The 20,398-nt window shown below is 74.1% G+C and carries 17 protein-coding genes and 1 riboswitch; of the genes, 9 read left to right on the top strand and 8 right to left on the bottom strand.

What is annotated here, in order from left to right; all coding sequences use genetic code 11:
- Positions 1-4 precede the first annotated feature (4 nt).
- Positions 5-1,003 (bottom strand): YihY/virulence factor BrkB family protein, encoded by a 999-nt coding sequence (locus ACRYRX_RS07185; protein ID WP_432511224.1) that lies wholly within the window; start codon positions 1,001-1,003, stop codon positions 5-7.
- Between the two features lie 243 nt (positions 1,004-1,246).
- On the opposite strand from ACRYRX_RS07185, the gene glgX reads away from it, so the two are divergent.
- The 4 genes from glgX to ACRYRX_RS07205 are packed head-to-tail and all read left to right on the top strand — an operon-like array spanning position 1,247 to position 8,284.
- Positions 1,247-3,388 (top strand): glycogen debranching protein GlgX, encoded by a 2,142-nt coding sequence (gene glgX, locus ACRYRX_RS07190; RefSeq protein ID WP_432511154.1) that lies wholly within the window; start codon positions 1,247-1,249, stop codon positions 3,386-3,388.
- Between the two features lie 14 nt (positions 3,389-3,402).
- Positions 3,403-5,832, top strand: coding sequence for a malto-oligosyltrehalose synthase (gene treY, locus ACRYRX_RS07195; protein ID WP_432511155.1), 2,430 nt, complete (start codon positions 3,403-3,405; stop codon positions 5,830-5,832).
- A gap of 59 nt (positions 5,833-5,891) precedes the next feature.
- A complete protein-coding gene (gene treZ / locus ACRYRX_RS07200) occupies positions 5,892-7,625 on the top strand; it encodes a malto-oligosyltrehalose trehalohydrolase (RefSeq protein ID WP_432511156.1) in 1,734 nt (577 codons plus the stop codon).
- A gap of 17 nt (positions 7,626-7,642) precedes the next feature.
- The gene (locus ACRYRX_RS07205; protein ID WP_432511157.1) at positions 7,643-8,284 is read left to right on the top strand and encodes an NUDIX hydrolase N-terminal domain-containing protein; all 642 of its coding nucleotides are present in this window, start codon (positions 7,643-7,645) and stop codon (positions 8,282-8,284) included.
- Between the two features lie 22 nt (positions 8,285-8,306).
- Here ACRYRX_RS07205 and zapE read toward each other — a convergent pair whose 3' ends face one another.
- Entirely contained in the window at positions 8,307-9,335 is a 1,029-nt protein-coding gene (gene zapE / locus ACRYRX_RS07210) for a cell division protein ZapE (RefSeq protein ID WP_432511225.1), read from the bottom strand.
- 138 nt (positions 9,336-9,473) lie between these two features.
- Between zapE and ACRYRX_RS07215 the strand changes: the two genes are divergently transcribed.
- From ACRYRX_RS07215 to ribA, 3 genes are read left to right on the top strand one after another with little or no spacing between them, the layout of a single operon-like run.
- Positions 9,474-10,367 carry a sulfurtransferase gene (locus ACRYRX_RS07215; RefSeq protein ID WP_432511158.1) on the top strand — a complete coding sequence of 298 codons (894 nt, stop codon included), beginning with the start codon at positions 9,474-9,476 and terminating at the stop codon, positions 10,365-10,367.
- A gap of 44 nt (positions 10,368-10,411) precedes the next feature.
- Entirely contained in the window at positions 10,412-10,825 is a 414-nt protein-coding gene (locus ACRYRX_RS07220; protein ID WP_432511226.1) for a SufE family protein, read from the top strand.
- A gap of 10 nt (positions 10,826-10,835) precedes the next feature.
- Positions 10,836-11,483: a GTP cyclohydrolase II gene (ribA, locus tag ACRYRX_RS07225; RefSeq protein ID WP_432511159.1), complete on the top strand. Its 648-nt coding sequence runs from the start codon at positions 10,836-10,838 to the stop codon at positions 11,481-11,483.
- A 32-nt stretch (positions 11,484-11,515) separates the two neighbouring features.
- On the opposite strand, the gene ACRYRX_RS07230 is transcribed toward ribA, so the two are convergent.
- The 6 genes from ACRYRX_RS07230 to gcvP form a co-directional block, all read right to left on the bottom strand.
- Positions 11,516-12,079 (bottom strand): dienelactone hydrolase family protein, encoded by a 564-nt coding sequence (locus tag ACRYRX_RS07230; protein ID WP_432511160.1) that lies wholly within the window; start codon positions 12,077-12,079, stop codon positions 11,516-11,518.
- Positions 12,080-12,097: 18 nt separating this feature from the next.
- Positions 12,098-12,505: a PPOX class F420-dependent oxidoreductase gene (locus tag ACRYRX_RS07235; protein ID WP_432511161.1), complete on the bottom strand. Its 408-nt coding sequence runs from the start codon at positions 12,503-12,505 to the stop codon at positions 12,098-12,100.
- Complete coding sequence (locus ACRYRX_RS07240; protein WP_432511162.1) at positions 12,502-14,013, bottom strand: cryptochrome/photolyase family protein; 1,512 nt, start codon at positions 14,011-14,013, stop codon at positions 12,502-12,504. The genes ACRYRX_RS07235 and ACRYRX_RS07240 overlap by 4 nt, the downstream gene beginning before the upstream one ends.
- Before the next feature lie 70 nt (positions 14,014-14,083).
- Positions 14,084-15,139, bottom strand: a complete 1,056-nt coding sequence (locus tag ACRYRX_RS07245; RefSeq protein ID WP_432511163.1) for an SPFH domain-containing protein — start codon at positions 15,137-15,139, stop codon at positions 14,084-14,086.
- Positions 15,139-15,621: an NfeD family protein gene (locus ACRYRX_RS07250; protein ID WP_432511164.1), complete on the bottom strand. Its 483-nt coding sequence runs from the start codon at positions 15,619-15,621 to the stop codon at positions 15,139-15,141. Before ACRYRX_RS07250 ends, ACRYRX_RS07245 begins: the two co-directional genes overlap by 1 nt.
- A gap of 38 nt (positions 15,622-15,659) precedes the next feature.
- The gene (gene gcvP, locus ACRYRX_RS07255; protein WP_432511165.1) at positions 15,660-18,536 is read right to left on the bottom strand and encodes an aminomethyl-transferring glycine dehydrogenase; all 2,877 of its coding nucleotides are present in this window, start codon (positions 18,534-18,536) and stop codon (positions 15,660-15,662) included.
- Between the two features lie 79 nt (positions 18,537-18,615).
- Positions 18,616-18,711: riboswitch (glycine riboswitch) on the bottom strand.
- Between the two features lie 50 nt (positions 18,712-18,761).
- Between gcvP and ACRYRX_RS07260 the strand changes: the two genes are divergently transcribed.
- A complete protein-coding gene (locus ACRYRX_RS07260; RefSeq protein ID WP_432511166.1) occupies positions 18,762-19,523 on the top strand; it encodes a ParA family protein in 762 nt (253 codons plus the stop codon).
- Between the two features lie 141 nt (positions 19,524-19,664).
- A complete protein-coding gene (locus ACRYRX_RS07265; RefSeq protein WP_432511167.1) occupies positions 19,665-20,357 on the top strand; it encodes an SMI1/KNR4 family protein in 693 nt (230 codons plus the stop codon).
- Positions 20,358-20,398: the final 41 nt, after the last annotated feature.

The raw sequence follows: 20,398 nt of genomic DNA on the forward strand, positions 1-20,398 counted from the left end.
CCGCTCAGGGGACCCACCGCCGCCGCTCGGCCGCCTGCACCCGGGCGGCCTCGCGGGCGGCGGCCTTGGTGGGGTCGGGCCAGACGCGGTCGACCGCGGAGTTCAGCGCCGCCCCGATGAGCACCGTGATCGCCAGGAAGTAGAACCAGATGAGCACGACGATCGGGGCGGCCAGCGGGCCGTAGATCGACGTGGACGGCCCGGCCACCGAGAACGACAGGGCCCAGCGCAGGACCCAGGAGATGCCCAGCCAGCCCACGAGCGCCAGCAGCGCGCCGGGCACGTCGCGCCACCACCGCGAGCGCACGGGTGTGGACAGGTGGTACAGGGTCGCCAGGCAGAAGACCGACAGGACGAGCACGACCGGCCAGTACAGCGTCACGAGCCAGCCCAGGTCGGCCGGCAGCCAGTGCCCCAGCAGCCGCGGCCCGATGAGCACCAGGGGCACGACGACGACCCCGACGAGCAGGGCCACCAGGTACGTCGACAGGGACAGCAGCCGGGTCCGGACGATGCCGCGGTGCCCGCCGAGGCCGTACATGATCGCGATCGTGTCGACGTAGACGTTGAGCGCGCGCGACCCCGACCAGACGCTCACCGCGAAGGCCAGCAGGGTCAGGTCCGCGCGCCCGGCGGTCGTCACCGAGTCGAAGGTGGGCAGGATGACGTCGGCGATGGCCTGGGACGTGAACAGCGACTCGGTGACCCGGGTGAGCTCGGACCGGGCGGCGGTGACGTCCTCCTCCCCCAGCCAGCGCCCCAGGTACCCCAGGCTCGCGACGAGCCCGAAGACCAGCGGCGGCAGGGAGAGCAGGGCGAAGAAGCCGCCCTCGGCCGCCAGCCCCGTCACCCGGAAGCGCATGCAGGCCTCCAGGGTCCCGGCGGCCAGCGTCCGCAGGTCCCGCCACGCGCGCAGCGGCAGCGGGCCCCGGGCGCGCTCGGCCCGCGGCCGGTCCGGCTCCGCCGGCGGCGGGGTCTGGCGACCGGGCAGGGCCTCGTGCATGCTCACCTCGTCCTCCCGGTGGTCCGGCGCGCCGCGGTCGGGGCGGTGTTGACCCGGACGGGAGGGCTCCACGGGCACCGGGACACGGTAGCCGGACCACCGGCCCCGGGTCCGCCGCCACCCCGGCCGGGCCCGCGGGGGCGCTCGGGAGGTGCTCGGCGGCGTCTACCGACATGATGACGTGGCACCACCCGCTCCACCGATCACCGCGCGACCGCCCTCACCGCTGGAGGAACCCCCCCGATGCAGATCTGGCCCGGACGGCCCTACCCCCTGGGCGCCACCTACGACGGGGCCGGGACGAACTTCGCCCTGTTCTCCGAGGTCGCCGAGCGGGTCGAGCTGTGCCTCATCGACGACAGCGGCGAGGAGCAGCGCCTCGACCTGCCCGAGGTCGACGGCTTCGTCTGGCACGCCTACCTGCCCGCGGTGATGCCCGGCCAGCGCTACGGCTACCGCGTCCATGGTCCCTTCCACCCCGAGAGCGGGTCGCGCTGCCAGCCGGAGAAGCTGTTGCTCGACCCCTACGCCAAGGCCATCGAGGGGCAGGTCGACGGCGACGAGTCGCTGTTCTCCTACTACTTCGACCGTCCCGACGAGGTGAACGTCGAGGACAGCCTGGGGCACACGATGCTCTCGGTCGTGGTCAACCCGTTCTTCGACTGGGGCAACGACCGCCGCCCCGGGCACGAGTACCACGAGTCGGTGATCTACGAGGCGCACGTCAAGGGCCTGACGATGCTGCACCCGGACGTGCCGGAGGAGATCCGCGGGACCTACGCGGCGATGGCCCACCCGGCGGTCATCGAGCACCTCACCGCCCTGGGCATCACGGCCGTCGAGCTGATGCCGGTCCACCAGTTCGTGCAGGACACCCACCTCGTCGACAAGGGGCTGTCCAACTACTGGGGCTACAACACCATCGGCTTCTTCGCCCCGCACAACGCCTACTCCTCGACCGGTCAGCGCGGTCAGCAGGTCCAGGAGTTCAAGTCGATGGTGCGGGCGCTGCACGAGGCGAACATCGAGGTCATCCTCGACGTCGTCTACAACCACACCGCCGAGGGCAACCACATGGGCCCGACGCTGTGCTTCCGCGGCATCGACAACCAGGCGTACTACCGCCTCGTCGACGACGACAAGAAGCACTACTTCGACACCACCGGCACCGGCAACAGCCTGCTCATGCGGTCCCCGCACGTCCTGCAGCTCATCATGGACTCGCTGCGGTACTGGGTGACCGAGATGCACGTCGACGGCTTCCGCTTCGACCTCGCCGCCACGCTGGCCCGGCAGTTCCACGAGGTCGACCGGCTCAGCGCCTTCTTCGACCTCGTGCAGCAGGACCCGGTCGTCTCCCAGGTCAAGCTCATCGCCGAGCCCTGGGACGTCGGCGACGGTGGGTACCAGGTGGGCGGGTTCCCGCCGCTGTGGACCGAGTGGAACGGGCAGTACCGCGACACCGTCCGCGACTTCTGGCGGGGGGAGCCGAAGACGCTGGGCGAGTTCGCCAGCCGCATCAGCGGCTCCTCGGACCTGTACGAGCACTCCGGGCGCAAGCCCATCGCAAGCATCAACTTCGTCACCGCCCACGACGGCTTCACGATGCGGGACCTGGTCTCGTACAACGAGAAGCACAACGACGCCAACGGCGAGGGCGGCAACGACGGCGAGTCGCACAACCGGTCCTGGAACTGCGGCGTCGAGGGCGAGACGGACGACCCGGAGATCATCGCGCTGCGCGCGCGCCAGCACCGCAACCTGCTGACGACGCTGCTGCTGTCGCAGGGCGTGCCGATGATCCTGCACGGCGACGAGCTGGGCCGCACCCAGCGCGGCAACAACAACGTGTACTGCCAGGACAACGAGCTGTCCTGGGTGCACTGGGACCTGTCCGAGCCGCAGCGCGAGCTGCTGGAGTTCAGCCGCCGGATCGTCGCGCTGCGCCGCTCCGAGGCGGTGTTCCAGCGCCGCCGGTTCTTCGCCGGGGAGGCCGGCCGCGGCGGTGAGAGCGAGGTCGGCGACATCGAGTGGTTCTCCAACGAGGGCCACGAGATGACCGACGCCGACTGGGCCGACCACTCCAACCGCACCGTCATGGTGTTCCTCAACGGCGAGGCCATCCCCGAACCGGACCGGCGCGGGGAGCGCATCGTCGGCGACTCGTTCCTGGTGCTGTACAACCCCTGGCACGAGCAGGTGGAGTTCACCCTGCCGGAGAAGGCCTACGGCGACGACTGGCGCCCGCGGCTGGACACCGCCGACGACCAGGTCGGCATCGTCTCGATCTTCACCGAGGAGTCCGCCTTCTCCCCCGGCGCCCGGCTGCCGGTGGCGGCCCGCTCCATCCTCGTCCTGGCCCGTGAACCCCTGGGGGACAAGTGAGCTACCGCCCCGCGGTGGTACCGACCGGCACCTACCGGCTGCAGATCCAGCCCGCCTTCACCTTCGACGACGCCGCGGACCGCGCGCCGTACCTGGCCGCGCTGGGCGTCTCGCACGCCTACCTGTCCCCGATCCTGGCCCCCGCGAAGGGGTCGATGCACGGGTACGACGTCGTGGACCACTCGCGGCTGAACCCCGAGGCGGGCGGGCGCGAGGCCTTCGACCGGCTGTCCGCGCAGCTGCGCGCGCACGGGCTGGGCGCGGTCGCCGACGTCGTGCCCAACCACGTCGCGGTCCCCACCCCCGCCCGGGACAACGCCCAGCTGTGGTCGGTGCTGCGCGAGGGGCCGGGCTCGCCGTTCGCGTCCTGGTTCGACGTCGACTGGTCGGTGCCGGACCGGGCGATCCTCATGGCCGTGCTCGGGCAGCGGATCGGCCAGGTGCTCGCGGCCGGGGAGCTGTCCCTGGACCGCAGCGGGGACGAACCGGTGCTGCGCTACTACGACCACGTCTTCCCGGTCCGGCCGGGCACCGAGGACCTGCCGCTGGAGCAGCTCGTCGACCGGCAGTGGTACCGGCTGGCGCACTGGCGGGTCGCCGACGAGGAGCTGAACTACCGGCGCTTCTTCGACGTGGACACCCTCGCCGCGGTCCGCGTGGAGGACCCCGCGGTCTTCGACGCCACCCACGAGCTGATGCTGGAGCTGGTGCGCTCGGGGGACCTGCAGGGCCTGCGGATCGACCACCCCGACGGCCTGGCCGACCCGCGCGGGTACCTGGCCCGGCTGGCCGCCGCCACCGAGCGGGACGGGTCGTCGGCGTGGGTCGTGGTGGAGAAGATCCTCGAGGGCGACGAGCTGCTGCCGACCGACTGGGCGTGCGCCGGGACGACCGGGTATGACGCGCTGCAGCGCGTCGGCGGGGTGTTCCTCGACCCCGCGGGGGCCGAGCCGCTGTCGACGCTGTACGCCGACCTCACCGAGCAGTCGCGCCCCTTCCACGCGATCGTCGAGGAGGCCAAGCGCGAGGTCGTCGAGCACGGCCTGTACGCCGAGGTCCACCGCCTCGTCGAGCTGCTGGCCGGCATCTGCCACGACGACGTGAACCTGCGCGACCACACCCGCCGGGGTCTGCACGAGTCCGTCGTGGAGCTCCTCGTCGCCGTCGAGCAGTACCGCGCCTACGTCGTCCCGGGCGAGACGGCCCCGGCGGAGGCGGTCGCGGTGCTGGACCACGCCGCCGAGACCGCACGGACCCGCCTGCCGGCCGAGCGGCACGACACCCTCGCCGTCGTCGTCGACCTCGCGCTGGGCCGCGCCGCCGCGGACGACCCGCGCGCGGCCGAGTTCGTCGTCCGGTTCCAGCAGACCTGCGGGCCGGTGATGGCCAAGGGCATCGAGGACACCGCCTTCTACCGGTGGTTCCGGTTGAGCTCGCTCAACGAGGTCGGCGGCGACCCGACCCGGTTCGGGACCTCCCCGGAGGAGTTCCACGCCTTCGCCGGCCGCCTGGCCCGGGACTGGCCCGCGACCATGACGACGTTGTCGACGCACGACACCAAGCGCAGCGAGGACGTCCGGGCGCGGCTGTCGGTGCTGTCGGAGTTCACCGCGGAGTGGGCCGAGGCGCTGGCGTCGTGGCGGGAGCTGGCCGCCGAGCACCGCTCGGCCGAGCTGGACGCCCGCACCGAGGTGCTGATCTGGCAGACGGTGTTCGGCACCTGGGGCGCGGACGGCCCGATCAGCGCCGACCGGCTCCTGGAGTACCTGCGCAAGGCGACCCGCGAGGCGAAGGACCACACCACGTGGACGGCCCCGGACGAGGCGTACGAGGCCGCCGTGGAGCGGTTCGCGACCGGCGTGCTGGGCGACGAGCAGGTCCTGGCCGCCGTCGCGGCGTTCGTGGACGCCTCCGCCCCGGCCGCGCGGGTGGCGCTGCTGAGCCAGAAGTTCGTGCAGCTGCTCATGCCCGGCGTCCCCGACGTCTACCAGGGCAGCGAGGTCGTCGACCTGTCCCTGGTCGACCCGGACAACCGGCGGGCCGTCGACTACGGGCAGCGGGCGCAGCGGCTGGAGGCGCTGGACGCGGGCCGGGCCCCGGCCGACCTCGACGACGAGAAGCTGCTCGTCGTCTCGCGCTCGCTGCGCGTGCGCCGGGACCACCCGGACGCGTTCGCCGGCGGGGACTACTCCCCCGTGCCGACCTCGACGGGCAACGCCCTCGCGTTCGCCCGCGGGCCGGTGGCCGCCCCGGTGGCGGTCGCCGTCACCACCCGGCTGTCCGTCTCGCTCGAACGCAACGGCGGCTGGGGCGAGCACACCCTGACCCTGCCCGAGGGCCGCTGGCGCAACGCCTTCGACGACGCCGTGCACGACGGCGGTTCGGTGCGGATCGCCGACCTGCTCGCCGCGCTGCCCGTCGCGCTGCTCGTCCGCGAACCCTGACCCGGACGGCCCGGCGGCCACGAGTCGCCGCCGGGCCGCTCGTCCGACAGGGTGGGCCCATGCAGTTCGGAGTGTGGGCGCCGCGCGCGCGTGAGGTGGAACTCGTCCTCGACGGAACCGGTGTCCCGATGCGGCGCACCGATTCCCCCCGGCCGGGGTGGTGGAGCGCCGAGGGGAGCGGGAGCCGGTACGCGTTCCGGCTCGACGGCGGCGACCCGCGCCCGGACCCGCGGTCGGGCTGGCAGCCCGAGGGGGTGCACGGCCCCAGCGCCGTCGTCGAGCCCGCGCAGTTCCGCTGGACCGACGGGGACTGGCCGGGCCGGGACGTGCGCGGCGCGGTGTTCTACGAGCTGCACGTCGGGACGTTCACCGAGGCCGGGACGTTCGCCGCGGCCGCCGAGCACCTCGACCACCTCGTCGACCTCGGGGTGGAGGTCGTGGAGGTGCTGCCCGTCTCGGCGTGGGACGGGCCGTGGAACTGGGGGTACGACGGCGTCGCGCCGTACGCCGTGCAGCACGAGTACGGCGGCCCGCACGGCCTGGCCGCGTTCGTGGACGCCTGCCACGCCAGGGGCCTGGCCGTGGCCCTGGACTGCGTCTACAACCACCTGGGCCCGAGCGGGAACTACCTGGCCGAGTTCGGCCCGTACTTCACCGACAAGCACGACACCCCGTGGGGCGCCGCGGTGAACCTCGACGACGACGACTCCGTGGAGGTGCGCCGCTGGATCGTCGACAACGCGCTGCGCTGGTTCCGCGACTTCCACGTCGACGCGCTGCGCCTGGACGCCGTGCACGCCCTGGTCGACGACTCCGGCCGGCACGTGCTGCAGCAGCTGGCCGACGAGACGGCCGAGCTGTCCCGCGAGCTGGGCCGGCCGCTGGGCCTGGTCGCCGAGTCCGACCTCAACGACGCCGTCATGGTCACCCCCACCGCGCAGGGCGGGTTCGGGATGGACGCGCAGTGGGACGACGACGTGCACCACGCGCTGCACGCCTGGCTCACCGGTGAGCGGCAGGGCTACTACGCCGACTTCGGCGACCCCGAGGTCGTCAAGACGGTGTTCGAGGAGGCGTTCTTCCACGCCGGGCGGTTCTCCACGTTCCGCGACCGGGTGTGGGGGAAACCCGTCGACCGCGCGGCGGTCCCGGGCACGGCGTTCCTGGGGTACCTGCAGACCCACGACCAGGTCGGCAACCGGGCCGTCGGGGACCGGATCGGGCACCTGCTGCCCGTCACCCGGCAGGCCGCGGGCGCGGCGCTCTACCTGCTGGGACCCTTCACCCCCATGGTGTTCATGGGTGAGGAGTGGAACGCCTCGACGAAGTGGCAGTTCTTCACCAGCTTCCCCGACCCCGAGCTGGGCAAGGCCGTCAGCGAGGGCCGGCGCGGGGAGTTCGGCAGCCACGGCTGGGACGCCGAGGACGTGCCGGACCCGCAGGACCCCGCGACCCGGGAGAACTCGGTGCTGCGCTGGGAGGAGCTCGGTGAACCCGCCCACGCGCGGGTGCTCGACTGGTACCGCACCCTGACCTCGCTGCGGCGGGAGCTGCCACCGTTCACGGACCTGCGCCGGGTGCGGGTGGACGTCGCCGGCAACGCGCTGGTGCTGCACCGCGGTGACGTGCGGGTGGTCGTGACGCTGGGCGAGGGTGCCGACGTCGAGGTCGAGGGGGCCCCCCTCGAGGTGCTCGCCGCGTTCACCGACGGACCCGCCCCCGAACTGCTCGGCGAGGGCGTCCGGACGGCCGCCGAGGCCGTCGTGGTGCTGCGGGTGGCGTCGCCGGCGTGACCGGACCGTCCGGCCCCGTGCCCACCGACGACGTCCGCCGGGCGGCGGTCCGCATCGCCGCGCTGGCCCAGGACGGGCTGACGTACTCCGTGGGGGACCCGGCCAAGGACTACGACGCGGCCCGCTACCGCGAGCTGACCGAACTGGCCGCCGACCTGCTGACCGCGGTGTCCACGACCCCGCGGGAGGTGCTGCGCGCGGTCCTGGACGCCGACACCGGGTACGCGACCCCGAAGGTCGACGTGCGGGCCGGGGTGGTCGACGACCGCGAGCGGTTCCTGCTGCTGCGCGAGCGCAGCGACGGGCTGTGGTCGCTGCCGGGCGGCTGGGCCGACCCCGGCGACCGGCCCGGCCCGGCCGCCGTGCGGGAGGTGCTGGAGGAGACCGGCTGGCCCGTGGAGGTCGTCAAGGTCGTCGGGGTCTGGGAGCGCGACGCGCGGGGCAAGCAGCCGCCGATGCCGGTCAGCGTGTTCCACCTGTACTTCCTGTGCCGGGTCGTCGGCGAGCGCGTCGCGCCGAGCGAGCTGGAGACCCTGGAGGTGGGCTGGTTCGGGCTGGAGGAGCTGCCGGAGCTGAGCGAGCGGCGCATCAGCCGGTGGGAGCTGGAGCGGCTGCTGGCCCACCACCGGGACCCGTCGCTGCCGACGGAGTGGGACTGAGGCCCCTGCCGGGGGGCGGCGCTCAGGCGAGCGCCGCCCCGTCCCGGGCCAGCGCCGACAGCCGCGACACCGCGCGCAGGTACTTCTTGCGGTACCCGCCGTTGACGAGCTCGTCGGTGAACACCGCGTCGAACGGGACGCCGGAGGCGACGACGGGGATGTTCCGGTCGTAGAGCCGGTCGGCGAGGACGACGAGCCGCAGCCCCACCATCTGGTCGGTGACGGTGCGCACGTCGCGGAAGCAGACCGCGGTGGTGGAGCCGACCATGGCGCCGTAGCGGCTGGGGTGGACCTCGGCGAGGTGGGCGAGCACGGTCGCGAAGTCGTCGAACGTGGCGCCCTCGCGGCCGGTGGCGACCCGTTCGACGTCGGCGTCGGACAGCGGGGCGGGGGCGGCGGGCAGGCCGCGGTGGCGGTAGTCCTCCCCGTCGACGCGCTGGACCGCGAACTGCCCGGCGAGGGCCTGGATCTCGCGCTGGAAGTCCTGGGCGGCGAACCGGCCCTCCCCCAGCGCCCCGGGCAGGGTGTTGGAGGTGGCGGCGAGCTTGACGCCGCGGTCGACGAGCTCGCGCATGAGGCGCGACATCAGGACGGTGTCGCCGGGGTCGTCGAGCTCGAACTCGTCGATGCACACGAGCTGGTGGGGGGCCAGCGCCTCCACGGCGGGCAGGAAGCCGAGGGCCCCGACGAGGTTGGTGTACTCCACGAAGGTGCCGTACGCGGCGGTGCGGCCGCCCTCGGTGACGACCTGGTGGAACAGGGAGGACAGCAGGTGGGTCTTGCCGACGCCGAACCCGCCGTCGAGGTAGATCCCCGGCGGCCCGGCGGGCGCGGAGCGCCGGCCGAAGAGCCGGCGGCGGGGCGGGCCGGCCAGGACGCGCTCGCCGAAGGCGCTCATGCCGGCGACGGCCTCGGCCTGGGAGGGGTGCTCGGGGGCGGGCACGTACGTGGCGAACCGGACGTCGGAGAACCGGGGCGGCGGGACGAGCTCGGCGACCAGCTGCTGCGGGGGGACGCGGGGGTTGCGGTCGGCGAGGGAGTCCAGTCGCATCTGAGAGCCGGTCACGACGGTCCAGCCTAGTGAGCGGACGGCGCCGGCGCCGGACGGGTCTGGCAGGATCGCGGGCGGCGGGAACGGTCGGGCAGCCCACGACGTTCTCGTAGCCGACCGAGTCGCTGGAGGACGCACGTGAGCACCCCGCTGGACACCGACGCCAAGCTCGCCGCCTACGCACACCCCGAGAAGCTGGTCACGACCGGCTGGCTGGCGCAGCACCTGGGTGAGCCCGGGCTGGTCGTCGTCGAGAGCGACGAGGACGTGCTGCTGTGGGACACCGGCCACGTGCCGGGGTCGGTGAAGGTCGACTGGCACACCGAGCTGAACGACCCGGTGACCCGCGACTACGTCGACGGCGAGGGGTTCGCCCGCCTGATGTCGGCCAAGGGCATCTCCCGCGAGGACACCGTGGTGATCTACGGCGACAAGAACAACTGGTGGGCGGCGTACGCGCTGTGGGTCTTCACCCTGTTCGGCCACCCGGACGTGCGGCTGCTCGACGGCGGCCGCGCGAAGTGGGTCGCCGAGGGGCGCGAGATGACCACCGAGGCGCCCCGGCGGCCGGCGACGCAGTACCCGGTCGTGGAGCGCCAGGACGCGGCGGTCCGCGCGTTCAAGGAGGACGTCCTGGCCCACCTGGGCGGCAAGCTCGTCGACGTCCGCTCCCTGCCGGAGTACACCGGTGAGCGCACCCACATGCCCGACTACCCCGACGAGGGCACGGTCCGCGGCGGGCACATCCCGGGCGCGGACTCGGTGCCGTGGGCGCGGGCGGCCGCCGAGGACGGCACCTTCCGCAGCCGGGCGGAGCTGGAGGCGATCTACCAGGACGAGAAGGGCCTGTCCCCCGACGACGACGTGATCGCGTACTGCCGCATCGGGGAGCGGTCCAGCCACACCTGGTTCGTGCTGTCCCAGCTGCTCGGTTTCGAGCGGGTCCGCAACTACGACGGCTCGTGGACGGAGTGGGGCAACGCGGTGCGCGTCCCCATCGCCCGCGGCGAGGACAAGGGTTCGGTCAAGTGACGTCGGGGCTGGACGACGACCCGACCAGCGGTCTGCCGCCGGCGATGGCCGGGATCGTCGAGGACTTCCAGGCGCTCGGCGAGCGCGAGCGCCTGCAGCTGCTGCTGGAGTTCAGCCAGGGCCTGCGGCCGCTGCCGCCGGAGCTGGACGGGCACCTGGAGAGGATGGAACGCGTCGACGAGTGCCAGTCGCCGGTGTTCATCGCCGTGCAGGTGGACGACGCGAACGCCGTGCACCTGCACGTCGCCGCTCCCGCGGAGGCCCCGACGACGCGCGGGTTCGCCGGTGTCCTGCAGGAGGGCCTGGACGGGCTGCCCGCGGACGTCGTGCTGGACCTGCCCGCGGACGTGTGCCACCGGCTCGGCCTGGAGCAGGCCGTGAGCCCGCTGCGGATGCGGGGCATGACGGGGATGCTGGCCCGGGTGAAGCGCCAGGTGCGCGTCGCCACGGCGGCCTGACCGGGGTCCCGTGACGGACGCGGCGGAGCTGCACGCCGACGGGCTGGACGAGCACCCCCACCTGCCGGTGACCCGGGTCGGGGAGGCCGTGCTGCCGACGACCTCCGGGACGTTCCGCGCCGTGGCCCACCGGCAGGCCGACGGGGTGGAGCACCTGGCCCTGGTCGCCGGGGAGATCGGGGACGGGCACGACGTCCTCGTCCGCCTGCACTCGGAGTGCCTGACCGGCGACGTGCTGGGGTCGCTGCGCTGCGACTGCGGCCCGCAGCTGCACGCGGCCCTGGACGCGATCACCGCGCAGGGCCGCGGCGTGGTGCTGTACCTGCGGGGCCAGGAGGGGCGGGGCATCGGCCTGGCGGAGAAGATCGCCGCCTACGCCCTGCAGGAGGCCGGGCGCGACACGGTCGAGGCGAACCTCGACCTCGGGCTGCCCGTCGACGCGCGCGACTACACCGGCGCCGCGGCCGTGCTGCGCGACCTGGGGGTCCGCGACGTCGAGCTCATGACGCACAACCCCGTGAAGGTGCGGGCGCTGGAGGCGCACGGGATCCCGGTGCTGCGCCGCCGCGACCTGCCGGTCGCGCAGACGAGCGACAACCTGCGGTACCTGCGGACCAAGCGGGACCGGATGGGCCACCGGCTGCCGGGCGTCGGCTGACCCGCCGCGACGCCCCGGCGTGCGGTCCGGGGTCAGTGGTCGGCGACGAAGGCCAGCACCCGCTCCACCAGGAGCTGCGTGGCGGCGGGTTCGTACTCGGGCAGGCTGTCGTCCACGAACAGGTGCGCGTCGCCGTCGTAGAGGAACAGCTCCGCGGCGTCGAGCCCGGCGACCAGCTGCCGCGCCTCCTCGACGTCGCCGTCGGGGTCGTCGCGCATCGCGTGGACCTGCACGGCCAGGTCCTCGGGCCAGGGCCGGCCGAGGGCGGCCGGCGGGACGACCCCGCTGACCAGCACGACGCCGCTGACCCCGGGGCGGGTCATGGCGATGCCCTCGGCCGGCACGACGCCCAGCGAGACGCCGACGAGCACCAGGTCGCCGGTGAGGCCCTCGACGGCCCGCACCCCGCGCGCGGCGACCTCCTCGAAACCGGTCGTGCGGGCGAAGGCGACGCCGTCCTCCAGCGTGGCGAACGTCCGCCCGTCGTACAGGTCGGGGGTGTGGACGCGGTGCCCGGCGTCGCGCAGCCGCTCGGCCAGGGACCGGACCCCGGCGGTCAGCCCCTGGGCGTGGTGGAAGACGACGACGTCGCTCACCGGTCGCTCACTCGGCGATCATCCCGTGACGGTCAGCGCGACCGCCACCCGGCGCCCGGTCATCCGCCCCCGCCGCTGCAGCAGCCCCTCCACGGCGTTCAAGGCCCCGAACTGCAGCCCGTACTTGGCGGACAGGACGCGTTCGGCCTCCGGCAGTTCCCGGTCGTCCAGCACGACGGCGTGCCCGTCGACGGGCCGCCCCAGCGGCTTGCCCAGCCGCCCGCAGGGGGCGAGCAGGACCCGGGGTTCGCGGCGGACCCGCTTCACCTTCCCCGTCGTGTCCTGCGTGACGAGCACGAGCCGCTCCTCGTCCAGCGGCGCGACCCACACCGGGGTCGGCACGAGCCGCCCGTCCCGGCGGAACGTCGTCAGCAGGACGAAGGACGTCCGCCCCAGCAGTTCCCGTGCGCGGCCGACGTCGGTCACGGTGGCCCACTCCCTCTCTCGGACTCCTGGTGCAGCACGCCGTCGAGGTCGCGCAGCCGGTCCAGCCCCCGCAGGGCCCGGGTCATCCGCCGGTTGCCCGCCAGGTCCTCCCGGTGCCCGGCGAGGAAGTTCCAGTACCCGGCGGTGAACGGGCAGGCGTCCTCACCGACCCGCACCTTCGGATCGTAGCGACACCCCCCGCAGTAGTCGCTCATCCGGTCGATGTAGGCCCCGCCGGAGGCGTACGGCTTCGTGGCCAGCACACCGTGGTCGGCGTGCTGGGACATGCCCACCACGTTCGTCGTCATGACCCAGTCGTAGCCGTCGACGAAGTTCGTCCAGAACCAGTCGGCCAGGTCCGCGGGGTCGTAGCCGCGCTGCAGCCCCCAGTTCCCCAGCACCATGAGCCGCGGGATGTGGTGGACCCACCCCTCGTCGCGCACCCCGGCCAGGACGTCCCGCAGGCAGTTCGCCTCCACGGCGTCGGCGTCCAGGTCGGTGAACCAGCGCGGCAGCCGGCGCCGGGCCCGCAGGGCGTTGCGCCGCCGGTAGTCCTCCCCCAGGTGCCAGTACAGGTGCCAGGTGTAGGACCGCCAGCCCACGACCTGCCGGACGAAACCCTCGACCGAGGCCAGCCGCACGCCGTGCGCGCGGCCGTGCTCCTCGGCGCGGCGCGCCACCTCCACGGGGTCGAGGAGGCCGAGGTTCTGCGGTGCCGACAGCAGGGAGTGCGACATCCACCGGTCCTGCGCGAGCATGGCGTCCTCGTAGACGCCGAACTGCTCCAGCCGGTGCCGCAGGAAGTGCCGCAGCGCGGTGAGGGCCTCGCGGCGGGTGACCGCGAACCGGCGCGGGCCGTCGGTGCCGGTGAACTCGATCCCGTCGTCGCGCACCCACCGGTCGAGGTCGGCGCGGACCTCCTCGTCGATCGCGTCCTCGGTGGGCCACCAGGGTTCGCGGACCTCGAGGCGGTCCCGCTTCGGCGGGCCCTCGCGGTTGTCGTGGTCGTAGTTCCAGGTCCCGCCCACGGGGCCGTCGCCGTCCATGAGCAGCCGGTGGTGCCGCCGGACGTCGCGGTAGAAGTCCTCCATGAGCAGGCGCCGGTCACCGCGGCGCGCGGCCCACCCGGCGAACTGCTCCTCGGAGACCACGAAACCCCGGGACGGGAGGACCTCGACGTCCGGCAGCGTCCGCACGAAGCGCCGCGCCCGGTACGACGTGGGGTCGCACACGCTCAGGGGTTCGTCGTGCCCGTCCCGGTAGCGGGCCAGCCCCTCGCGGTAGGTCCCGGCCCGGACGAACACCGCCCGGTCCCCCAGCTCGGCCGCCCGGTGCCGCAGCGCCGACAGCACCAGGTGCGCCTTGCGCCGGTGGAACCGCCTGCGGCGGAACACCTCGCGGGACTCGATGAGCAGGACGGGCTGGCGCGGGGCGTCGAGGAAGTGCGGTCCGAGCTGGTCGGCGAACAGCCACCGCCGGGTCCGGGGCGAGGTGTCTGGTTCCGGCACGGTCCCACTGTGACCAGGCGGCGGCGGTTCGGCACCCCGGGACGGCCCGGGACGGGCCCGGACGGCGGGGTCAGGCGTCCTTGCCGAGCCGGGTGGCGCCCTCGGCGTCGCGGGTCGCGCCCTCGGCCTCGGCCCGGGCCCGCTTCAGCGCCTCGTCCGGGTCCTCCAGGACGACCTCCTCGAAGTGCGTCCGCGGCTCCTCCCGCGGGGCCCGGGGCGGCCGGGGAGCGTCCGGACCCGGCGGGGTGGCGCCGTGGGCGGAGAACATCGAGCCGAAACCCTTGAGCGCGTCGTTGAGCTCGCTCGGCACGATCCACACCTTGTTCGCGTCGCCCTTGGCGATCTGCGGCAGCGTCTGCAGGTACTGGTAGGCCAGCAGCTTGGGGTCGGGGTCGCCGCGGTGGATGGCGTCGAACACCTGCGTGATGGCCTTCGCCTCACCCTGCGAGCGCAGGATCGCCGCCTGCGCCGACCCCTCGGCCCGCAGGATCGAGGACTGCTTCTCGCCCTCGGCGGTGAGGATCTGCGACTGCTTGAGCCCCTCGGCGTTGAGGATCGCGGCGCGCCGGTCGCGCTCGGCGCGCATCTGCTTCTCCATCGAGTCCTGCACGCTGGCCGGCGGGTCGATCGCCTTGAGCTCCACGCGGTTCACGCGGATCCCCCAGCGGCCGGTGGCCTCGTCGAGCACCCCGCGCAGCTGGCCGTTGATCTGGTCGCGGCTGGTCAGGGTCTGCTCCAGGTCCAGGGAGCCGATGACGTTGCGCAGCGTGGTGACGGTCAGCTGCTCGATGCCCTGGATGTAGTTCGCGATCTCGTAGGTCGCCGACTTCGGGTCGGTCGGCTGGTAGTAGATGACGGTGTCGATGCTCACGACGAGGTTGTCGGAGGTGATGACCGGCTGCGGCGGGAACGAGACGACCTGCTCGCGCAGGTCGACGTTCGCGCGGACCTTGTCGATGAACGGGACCAGGAAGTGCAGCCCCGCGTCCAGGGTCCGGGAGTACCGGCCGAGCCGTTCGACGATGACGGCGGTGGCCTGCGGCACGATCCGGATCGTCCGGATGATCACGGTCACCACGAACAGGACGACCAGGAGCAGCACGACGAGGGTCACGACGTTGTCCATCAGGGCTTCTCCTCCAGCGGTGCGACGGGCAGGGGCCCGACGACGGCGGTCGCGCCGTCGATGGCGGTGACCACGACGTCGTCGCCGACGGCGAAGGACGGGCCGGCCGACCGGGCCGACCACGTCTCCCCCACCAGCTTGACCTGGCCGCCGCGGACCGTGACCTCGGCCAGGACCAGCGCCGTCCGCCCGACGAGGGCGGCGGCGTTGGTCGTGCCGACGGGGGGCATCCGCAACCGGCGCAGCAGGACCGGCCGGATCGTGCCGATGAGCAGGCCGGCGACGGCGGCCGCCACGAGCACCTGCCCCACGAAGCCCAGGCCGAGGGCGTCGGCGGCGGCGCCCGCGAGCGCCCCGCCGGCCAGCATCGCGAACACCAGGTCGATCGCGGTGATCTCCAGGATCCCCAGGACCAGGGCCGCGGCGATCCACAGCAGCCAACTGCGGTCCAGCAGCGCGTCCAGGAACTCCACGGTGATCACCCCCTGGGCCGGATCCTACCCAGGGGGCCGCGCGGTGCTCAGTAGGCGCTCAGGGGCGGGCAGGAGCAGACGAGGTTGCGGTCGCCCGCGGCCCCGTCGATGCGCCGCACCGGCGGCCAGTACTTGGTGCGCGGGTCCGTGCCGTTCGGGTAGACGGCCTCGGCGCGCGTGTACGGGTGGTCCCACTCGCCGGTGAGGCAGGCCGCGGTGTGCGGGGCGTGCCGCAGCGGGGAGTCGGCGACGGCCCAGCGGCCGTCGGCGATCTCCTGCACCTCCGCGGCGATGGCGAGCATCGCGTCGCAGAACCGGTCGAGCTCGGCGAGGTCCTCGCTCTCGGTGGGTTCGACCATGAGGGTGCCCGCCACGGGGAACGACATGGTCGGGGCGTGGAACCCGTGGTCGATGAGCCGCTTGGCGACGTCGTCGACCGTGACGCCGGTGGCCTTCGTCATCGGGCGCAGGTCGAGGATGCACTCGTGGGCGACGAGCCCGCCCGGGCCGCGGTAGAGCACGGGGAACGCGTCGGCGAGCCGCGCCGCGACGTAGTTCGCCGACAGCACCGCCTGCACGGTGGCGGCGCGCAGGCCGTCGGGGCCCATGAGCCGCAGGTACGCCCACGGGATCGGCAGGATCCCGGCCGAGCCGAACGGGGCCGCCGACACCATCCCGACGCCGCCGGCGTCGGGGGCGGTCGAGGGCAGGAACGGGGCGAGGTGGGAGCGGACCGCGACGGGCCCCACGCCCGGGCCGCCGCCGCCGTGCGGGATGCAGAACGTCTTGTGCAGGTTCAGGTGCGAGACGTCGGCGCCGAACCGGCCCGGCCGCGCGAGCCCGACCAGGGCGTTGAGGTTCGCCCCGTCGACGTACACCTGGCCCCCGGCGTCGTGCACGAGGGCGCAGACCTCGCGGATCGACTCCTCGTACACCCCGTGGGTCGAGGGGTAGGTCACCATGAGCGCGGCGAGGTCGTCGGCGTGCTCGCCCACCTTCGCGCGCAGGTCGTCGAGGTCGACGTTCCCGGCCTCGTCGCACGCGACGACGACCACCTTCAGCCCGGCCATGACGGCGCTGGCGGCGTTGGTGCCGTGCGCGGAGCTGGGGATGAGGCAGGTCGTCCGCTCACCCTGCCCCTGGGCCAGGTGGTACGCCCGGATGGCCAGCAGCCCGGCGAACTCGCCCTGGGACCCGGCGTTGGGCTGCAGGGAGACCGCGTCGTACCCGGTGACCTCGGCCAGCCAGCGTTCGAGGTCGGCCACGAGCTCGGCGGTCCCGGCGAGCTGGTCGGCCGGGGCGTAGGGGTGCAGGTCGGCGAACTCGGGCCAGGAGATGGGCTCCAGCTCGGTCGTCGCGTTGAGCTTCATGGTGCACGAGCCCAGCGGGATCATCCCGCGGTCCAGGGCGTAGTCGGCGTCGGAGAGCCGGGCCAGGTAGCGCAGCATCGCCGTCTCGGAGCGGTGCCGGGAGAACACCGGGTGGGTGCAGAACCCCGACGTCCGGCGCAGCGCGGCGGGCAGCGCGGGGTCGGCGTCCGCCGCGGGGGCCTGGACCCCGAACCCGGCGAGCGCGGCGGCGACGTGCGCGTCGGAGGTGGTCTCGTCGACGGTGAGCCCGACGTGGTCGGCGTCGACCGGGCGCAGGTTCACGCCCGCCGCCAGCGCGGCGGCGACGACCTCGCGGGCCCGGCCGGGGACGCGGGCCAGGACCGTGTCGAAGAACTCGTCGTGGACGACCTCGACGCCCCCGGCGCGCAGCGCACCGGCCAGCCCCGCGGCCCGGCGGGCCACCTGCGTCCCGATGGCGCGCAGGCCGTCCGGCCCGTGCCAGACGGCGTAGCAGCCGGCCATGACGGCCAGCAGGACCTGGGCGGTGCAGATGTTCGACGTCGCCTTGTCGCGGCGGATGTGCTGCTCGCGGGTCTGCAGCGCCAGCCGGTAGGCCGGGTTGCCGTCGGCGTCGACGGAGACCCCCACGAGCCGGCCCGGCAGCGACCGCTCCAGCCCCTTGCGGACGGCCATGTACGCGGCGTGCGGGCCGCCGGCGCCCATCGGGACGCCGAAGCGCTGGCTGGAGCCCACGGCGACGTCGACGCCGAACTCCCCCGGCGCCACGAGCAGCGTCAGGGCCAGCAGGTCGGCGGCGGCCACGGCGACCGCCCCGCGGGCGTGGGCGTCGGCGACGACGCCGGTGAGGTCGCGGACGCGGCCGGAGGTGCCGGGGTACTGCACGAGCAGCCCGAAGACGTCGCCGATCCCGGCGAGGGGGTCGGGGGCGTCGAGGTCGACGACCTCCAGGCGCAGGCCCAGCGGGACGGCGCGGGTGCGCAGGACGGCCAGGGTCTGGGGCAGGACGTCGGCGTCGACGGCGAACGCGGCCCCGGCGGGGGCCTTGGAGGTGCGGCGGGCCAGCGTCATGGCCTCGGCCGCGGCGGTGCCCTCGTCGAGCAGCGAGGCGTTGGCGACGTCCAGGCCGGTGAGGTCGGTGACGGCGGTCTGGAAGTTCAGCAGCGCCTCGAGGCGGCCCTGGGAGATCTCCGGCTGGTACGGCGTGTAGGCCGTGTACCAGGCGGGGTCCTCCAGGACGTTGCGGCGCACCACGGCCGGGGTGCGGGTGCCGTGGTAGCCCAGGCCGATCATCGACGGCACGACGCGGTTCTTCGCGGCCAGCGCCCGCAGCGCGGCCGTCACCGACGTCTCGTCGAGGGCCGCGGGCAGGTCGAGGGCGCCGTCGCGGATGCCGGCCGGGACGGCCCGGTCGACGAGGTCGTCCAGGCCGGTGAGCCCGACGACCTCCAGCATGCGGGCGACGGCGCCGGCGTCGGGGCCGATGTGCCGGGCGCTGAACGGCAGGGCGCCGGGTGCGGCGGTGCGCTCGGCGGCCGGGACGGCGGGCGCGGGGGGGACGGACAGCGAGGTCATGACGCTCCGGGGGATCGCGGGAACCGGGTGGACCTCCCCGTCTGTCACCGGCCCGCGAGGGACCGGCTCCAGAGCGGCCTTGCCCCGCGTGGTCCTTCCGCCTGAGAGGTTCCGGGGATGTTGCCCCTTCGGCGCCCCGGTCCGCACGGATCGAGGTCTCTCCCACACGAGGTGAACGGCCTGCGTGGAGTCTAGGGGGTCCGGCGCGCCGGTATCCTGCCCGCCGTGATCAGCCTCGCCGTCAGCAGCGCCAAAGGTGGGGTGGGCAAGACCTCCGTCGTCCTCGGGCTCGCGTCCGCAGCCCTCCACCGCGGCACCAGCACCCTCGTCGTCGACCTCGACCCCCAGGCCGACGCCACGTCCGGCCTCGACGTGACCGCCCAGCGCCGGCACGACGTCGCCGCGGTGCTCCAGGCCCCCAAGCGCCGCGTGGCCGAGGAGGCCGTGGCCCCCAGCGGGTGGGTCGACGACCACCCCGGCCTGCTGGACGTGCTGACGGGGTCGGCGTCCTCGGCCCGGCTGGACACCCCCGAGGCCGACGAGGAGGGGCTGAAGGCGTTGCGCCGGGCGCTGAAGAAGCTCGACGACCACGAGGTCGCGCTGATCGACACGCCGCCGTCGCTGGGGGGCCTGACCCGCTCGGCGTGGCAGGCCGCCGACGCCGTCCTCGTCGTCTCCGACGCCAGCCGGTTCTCGGTGGCCGCCGTCGACCGCACCCTGCGCGAGATCCGCGCGCTGCGCTCGGGCCCGCGCCTGGTGGGGGTCCTCGTCAACCGGTTCACCCAGCGCTCGGGCGAGCAGCGGTTCCGGTACGAGGAGCTGCGGTCGCTGTTCGGCGACCTCGTCCTGGAGCCGCTGCCGGACCGCGTCTGCGTGCCGCAGTCGCAGGGGGCCGGCGTGCCGCTGCACTCGCTGCGGGCCCGCACCGCCAAGACGCTCGCCGGGCAGTTCGACGACGTCCTGGACCGGGTCCTGCTGCGCGGCTGAGGGAACCGGCGGGGTTCGGCCGCCGTCCGAGGTGCGGGATGATCGCCGAGCGTCTACCGTCCAGGAACGGCGTGTGCCCGGGATCGTCCCCGTGGGTACTGCCCCGCTCTCCCCGCTCCGCTGCGGGTCCTAGGAGGTTCCGTGACGTCGTCGAACACCCCCCTCGAGGCCGGGCGCACCGGCCGCGCCGACCAGGCCCGCGTCGTGCGGGCCGCCCGGACCGCCGCACCGGTCCCGGCCCCCGTGCGGGTCGCGGTGGCCGATCCCGAGGCCGACCGCATCGCCGGTCTGGTGCAGCGGCTGCGGTCGCACTGGACGCGCACCGGCGCCGACATCGCGACCCGGCTGCGCCCGGGCGTCGACGACGCCCGGCTGGACGCCGTGGAACGCCAGATGGGTCTGCTGCTGCCCCGGGGGGCCCGCGCCTGGTGGCGCGCGGCCGACGGGGTCGACCCGGTCCGCACGACCTTCCGGACCAGCGCGCCGACCGTCGGTCCCGGCGGCTGGGTGCCGCTGGGTCTGGACGAGGCCGTGCAGCGCGCCACGGGCCAGGGCCCGGGGCTGGCCGCACCCCCGGCCCTGCTGCCGGTCTTCGCCCGGGACGAGGAGCTGATCGCCGTCCGGCTGGGTTCCAGCCGGGCCGTGGTGGAGCAGCTCGTGCTGGCCGAGGACAAGGAGAGCTACCAGCACTCCTGGCGGGTGGGGCTGGACGAGCTGCTCAGCACCTGGGCCGACGCGCTGCTGGCCGCGGTGATCTGGCTGCCCGACGCGCACGACTGGGTCACCGACCCGTTCGCCCTGCAGGCGCTGCCCCGCGCCGAACTGCTCGACTGACCGGACACCGGCCGCACGCACGACGACCCCCGCACCGCTCG

Source organism: Kineococcus lubricus, from assembly GCF_050871965.1.
Classification (GTDB): domain Bacteria; phylum Actinomycetota; class Actinomycetes; order Actinomycetales; family Kineococcaceae; genus Kineococcus.

Bases quoted from the DNA above. Each gene is read 5' to 3' on its own strand.
- ACRYRX_RS07185 (WP_432511224.1), bottom strand. From the start codon at position 1,003: ATGCACGAGGCCCTGCCCGGTCGCCAGACCCCGCCGCCGGCGGAGCCG.
- glgX (WP_432511154.1), top strand. From the start codon at position 1,247: ATGCAGATCTGGCCCGGACGGCCCTACCCCCTGGGCGCCACCTACGAC.
- treZ (WP_432511156.1), top strand. From the start codon at position 5,892: ATGCAGTTCGGAGTGTGGGCGCCGCGCGCGCGTGAGGTGGAACTCGTC.
- zapE (WP_432511225.1), bottom strand. From the start codon at position 9,335: ATGCGACTGGACTCCCTCGCCGACCGCAACCCCCGCGTCCCCCCGCAG.
- ACRYRX_RS07220 (WP_432511226.1), top strand. From the start codon at position 10,412: ATGGCCGGGATCGTCGAGGACTTCCAGGCGCTCGGCGAGCGCGAGCGC.
- ACRYRX_RS07245 (WP_432511163.1), bottom strand. From the start codon at position 15,139: ATGGACAACGTCGTGACCCTCGTCGTGCTGCTCCTGGTCGTCCTGTTC.
- gcvP (WP_432511165.1), bottom strand. From the start codon at position 18,536: ATGACCTCGCTGTCCGTCCCCCCCGCGCCCGCCGTCCCGGCCGCCGAG.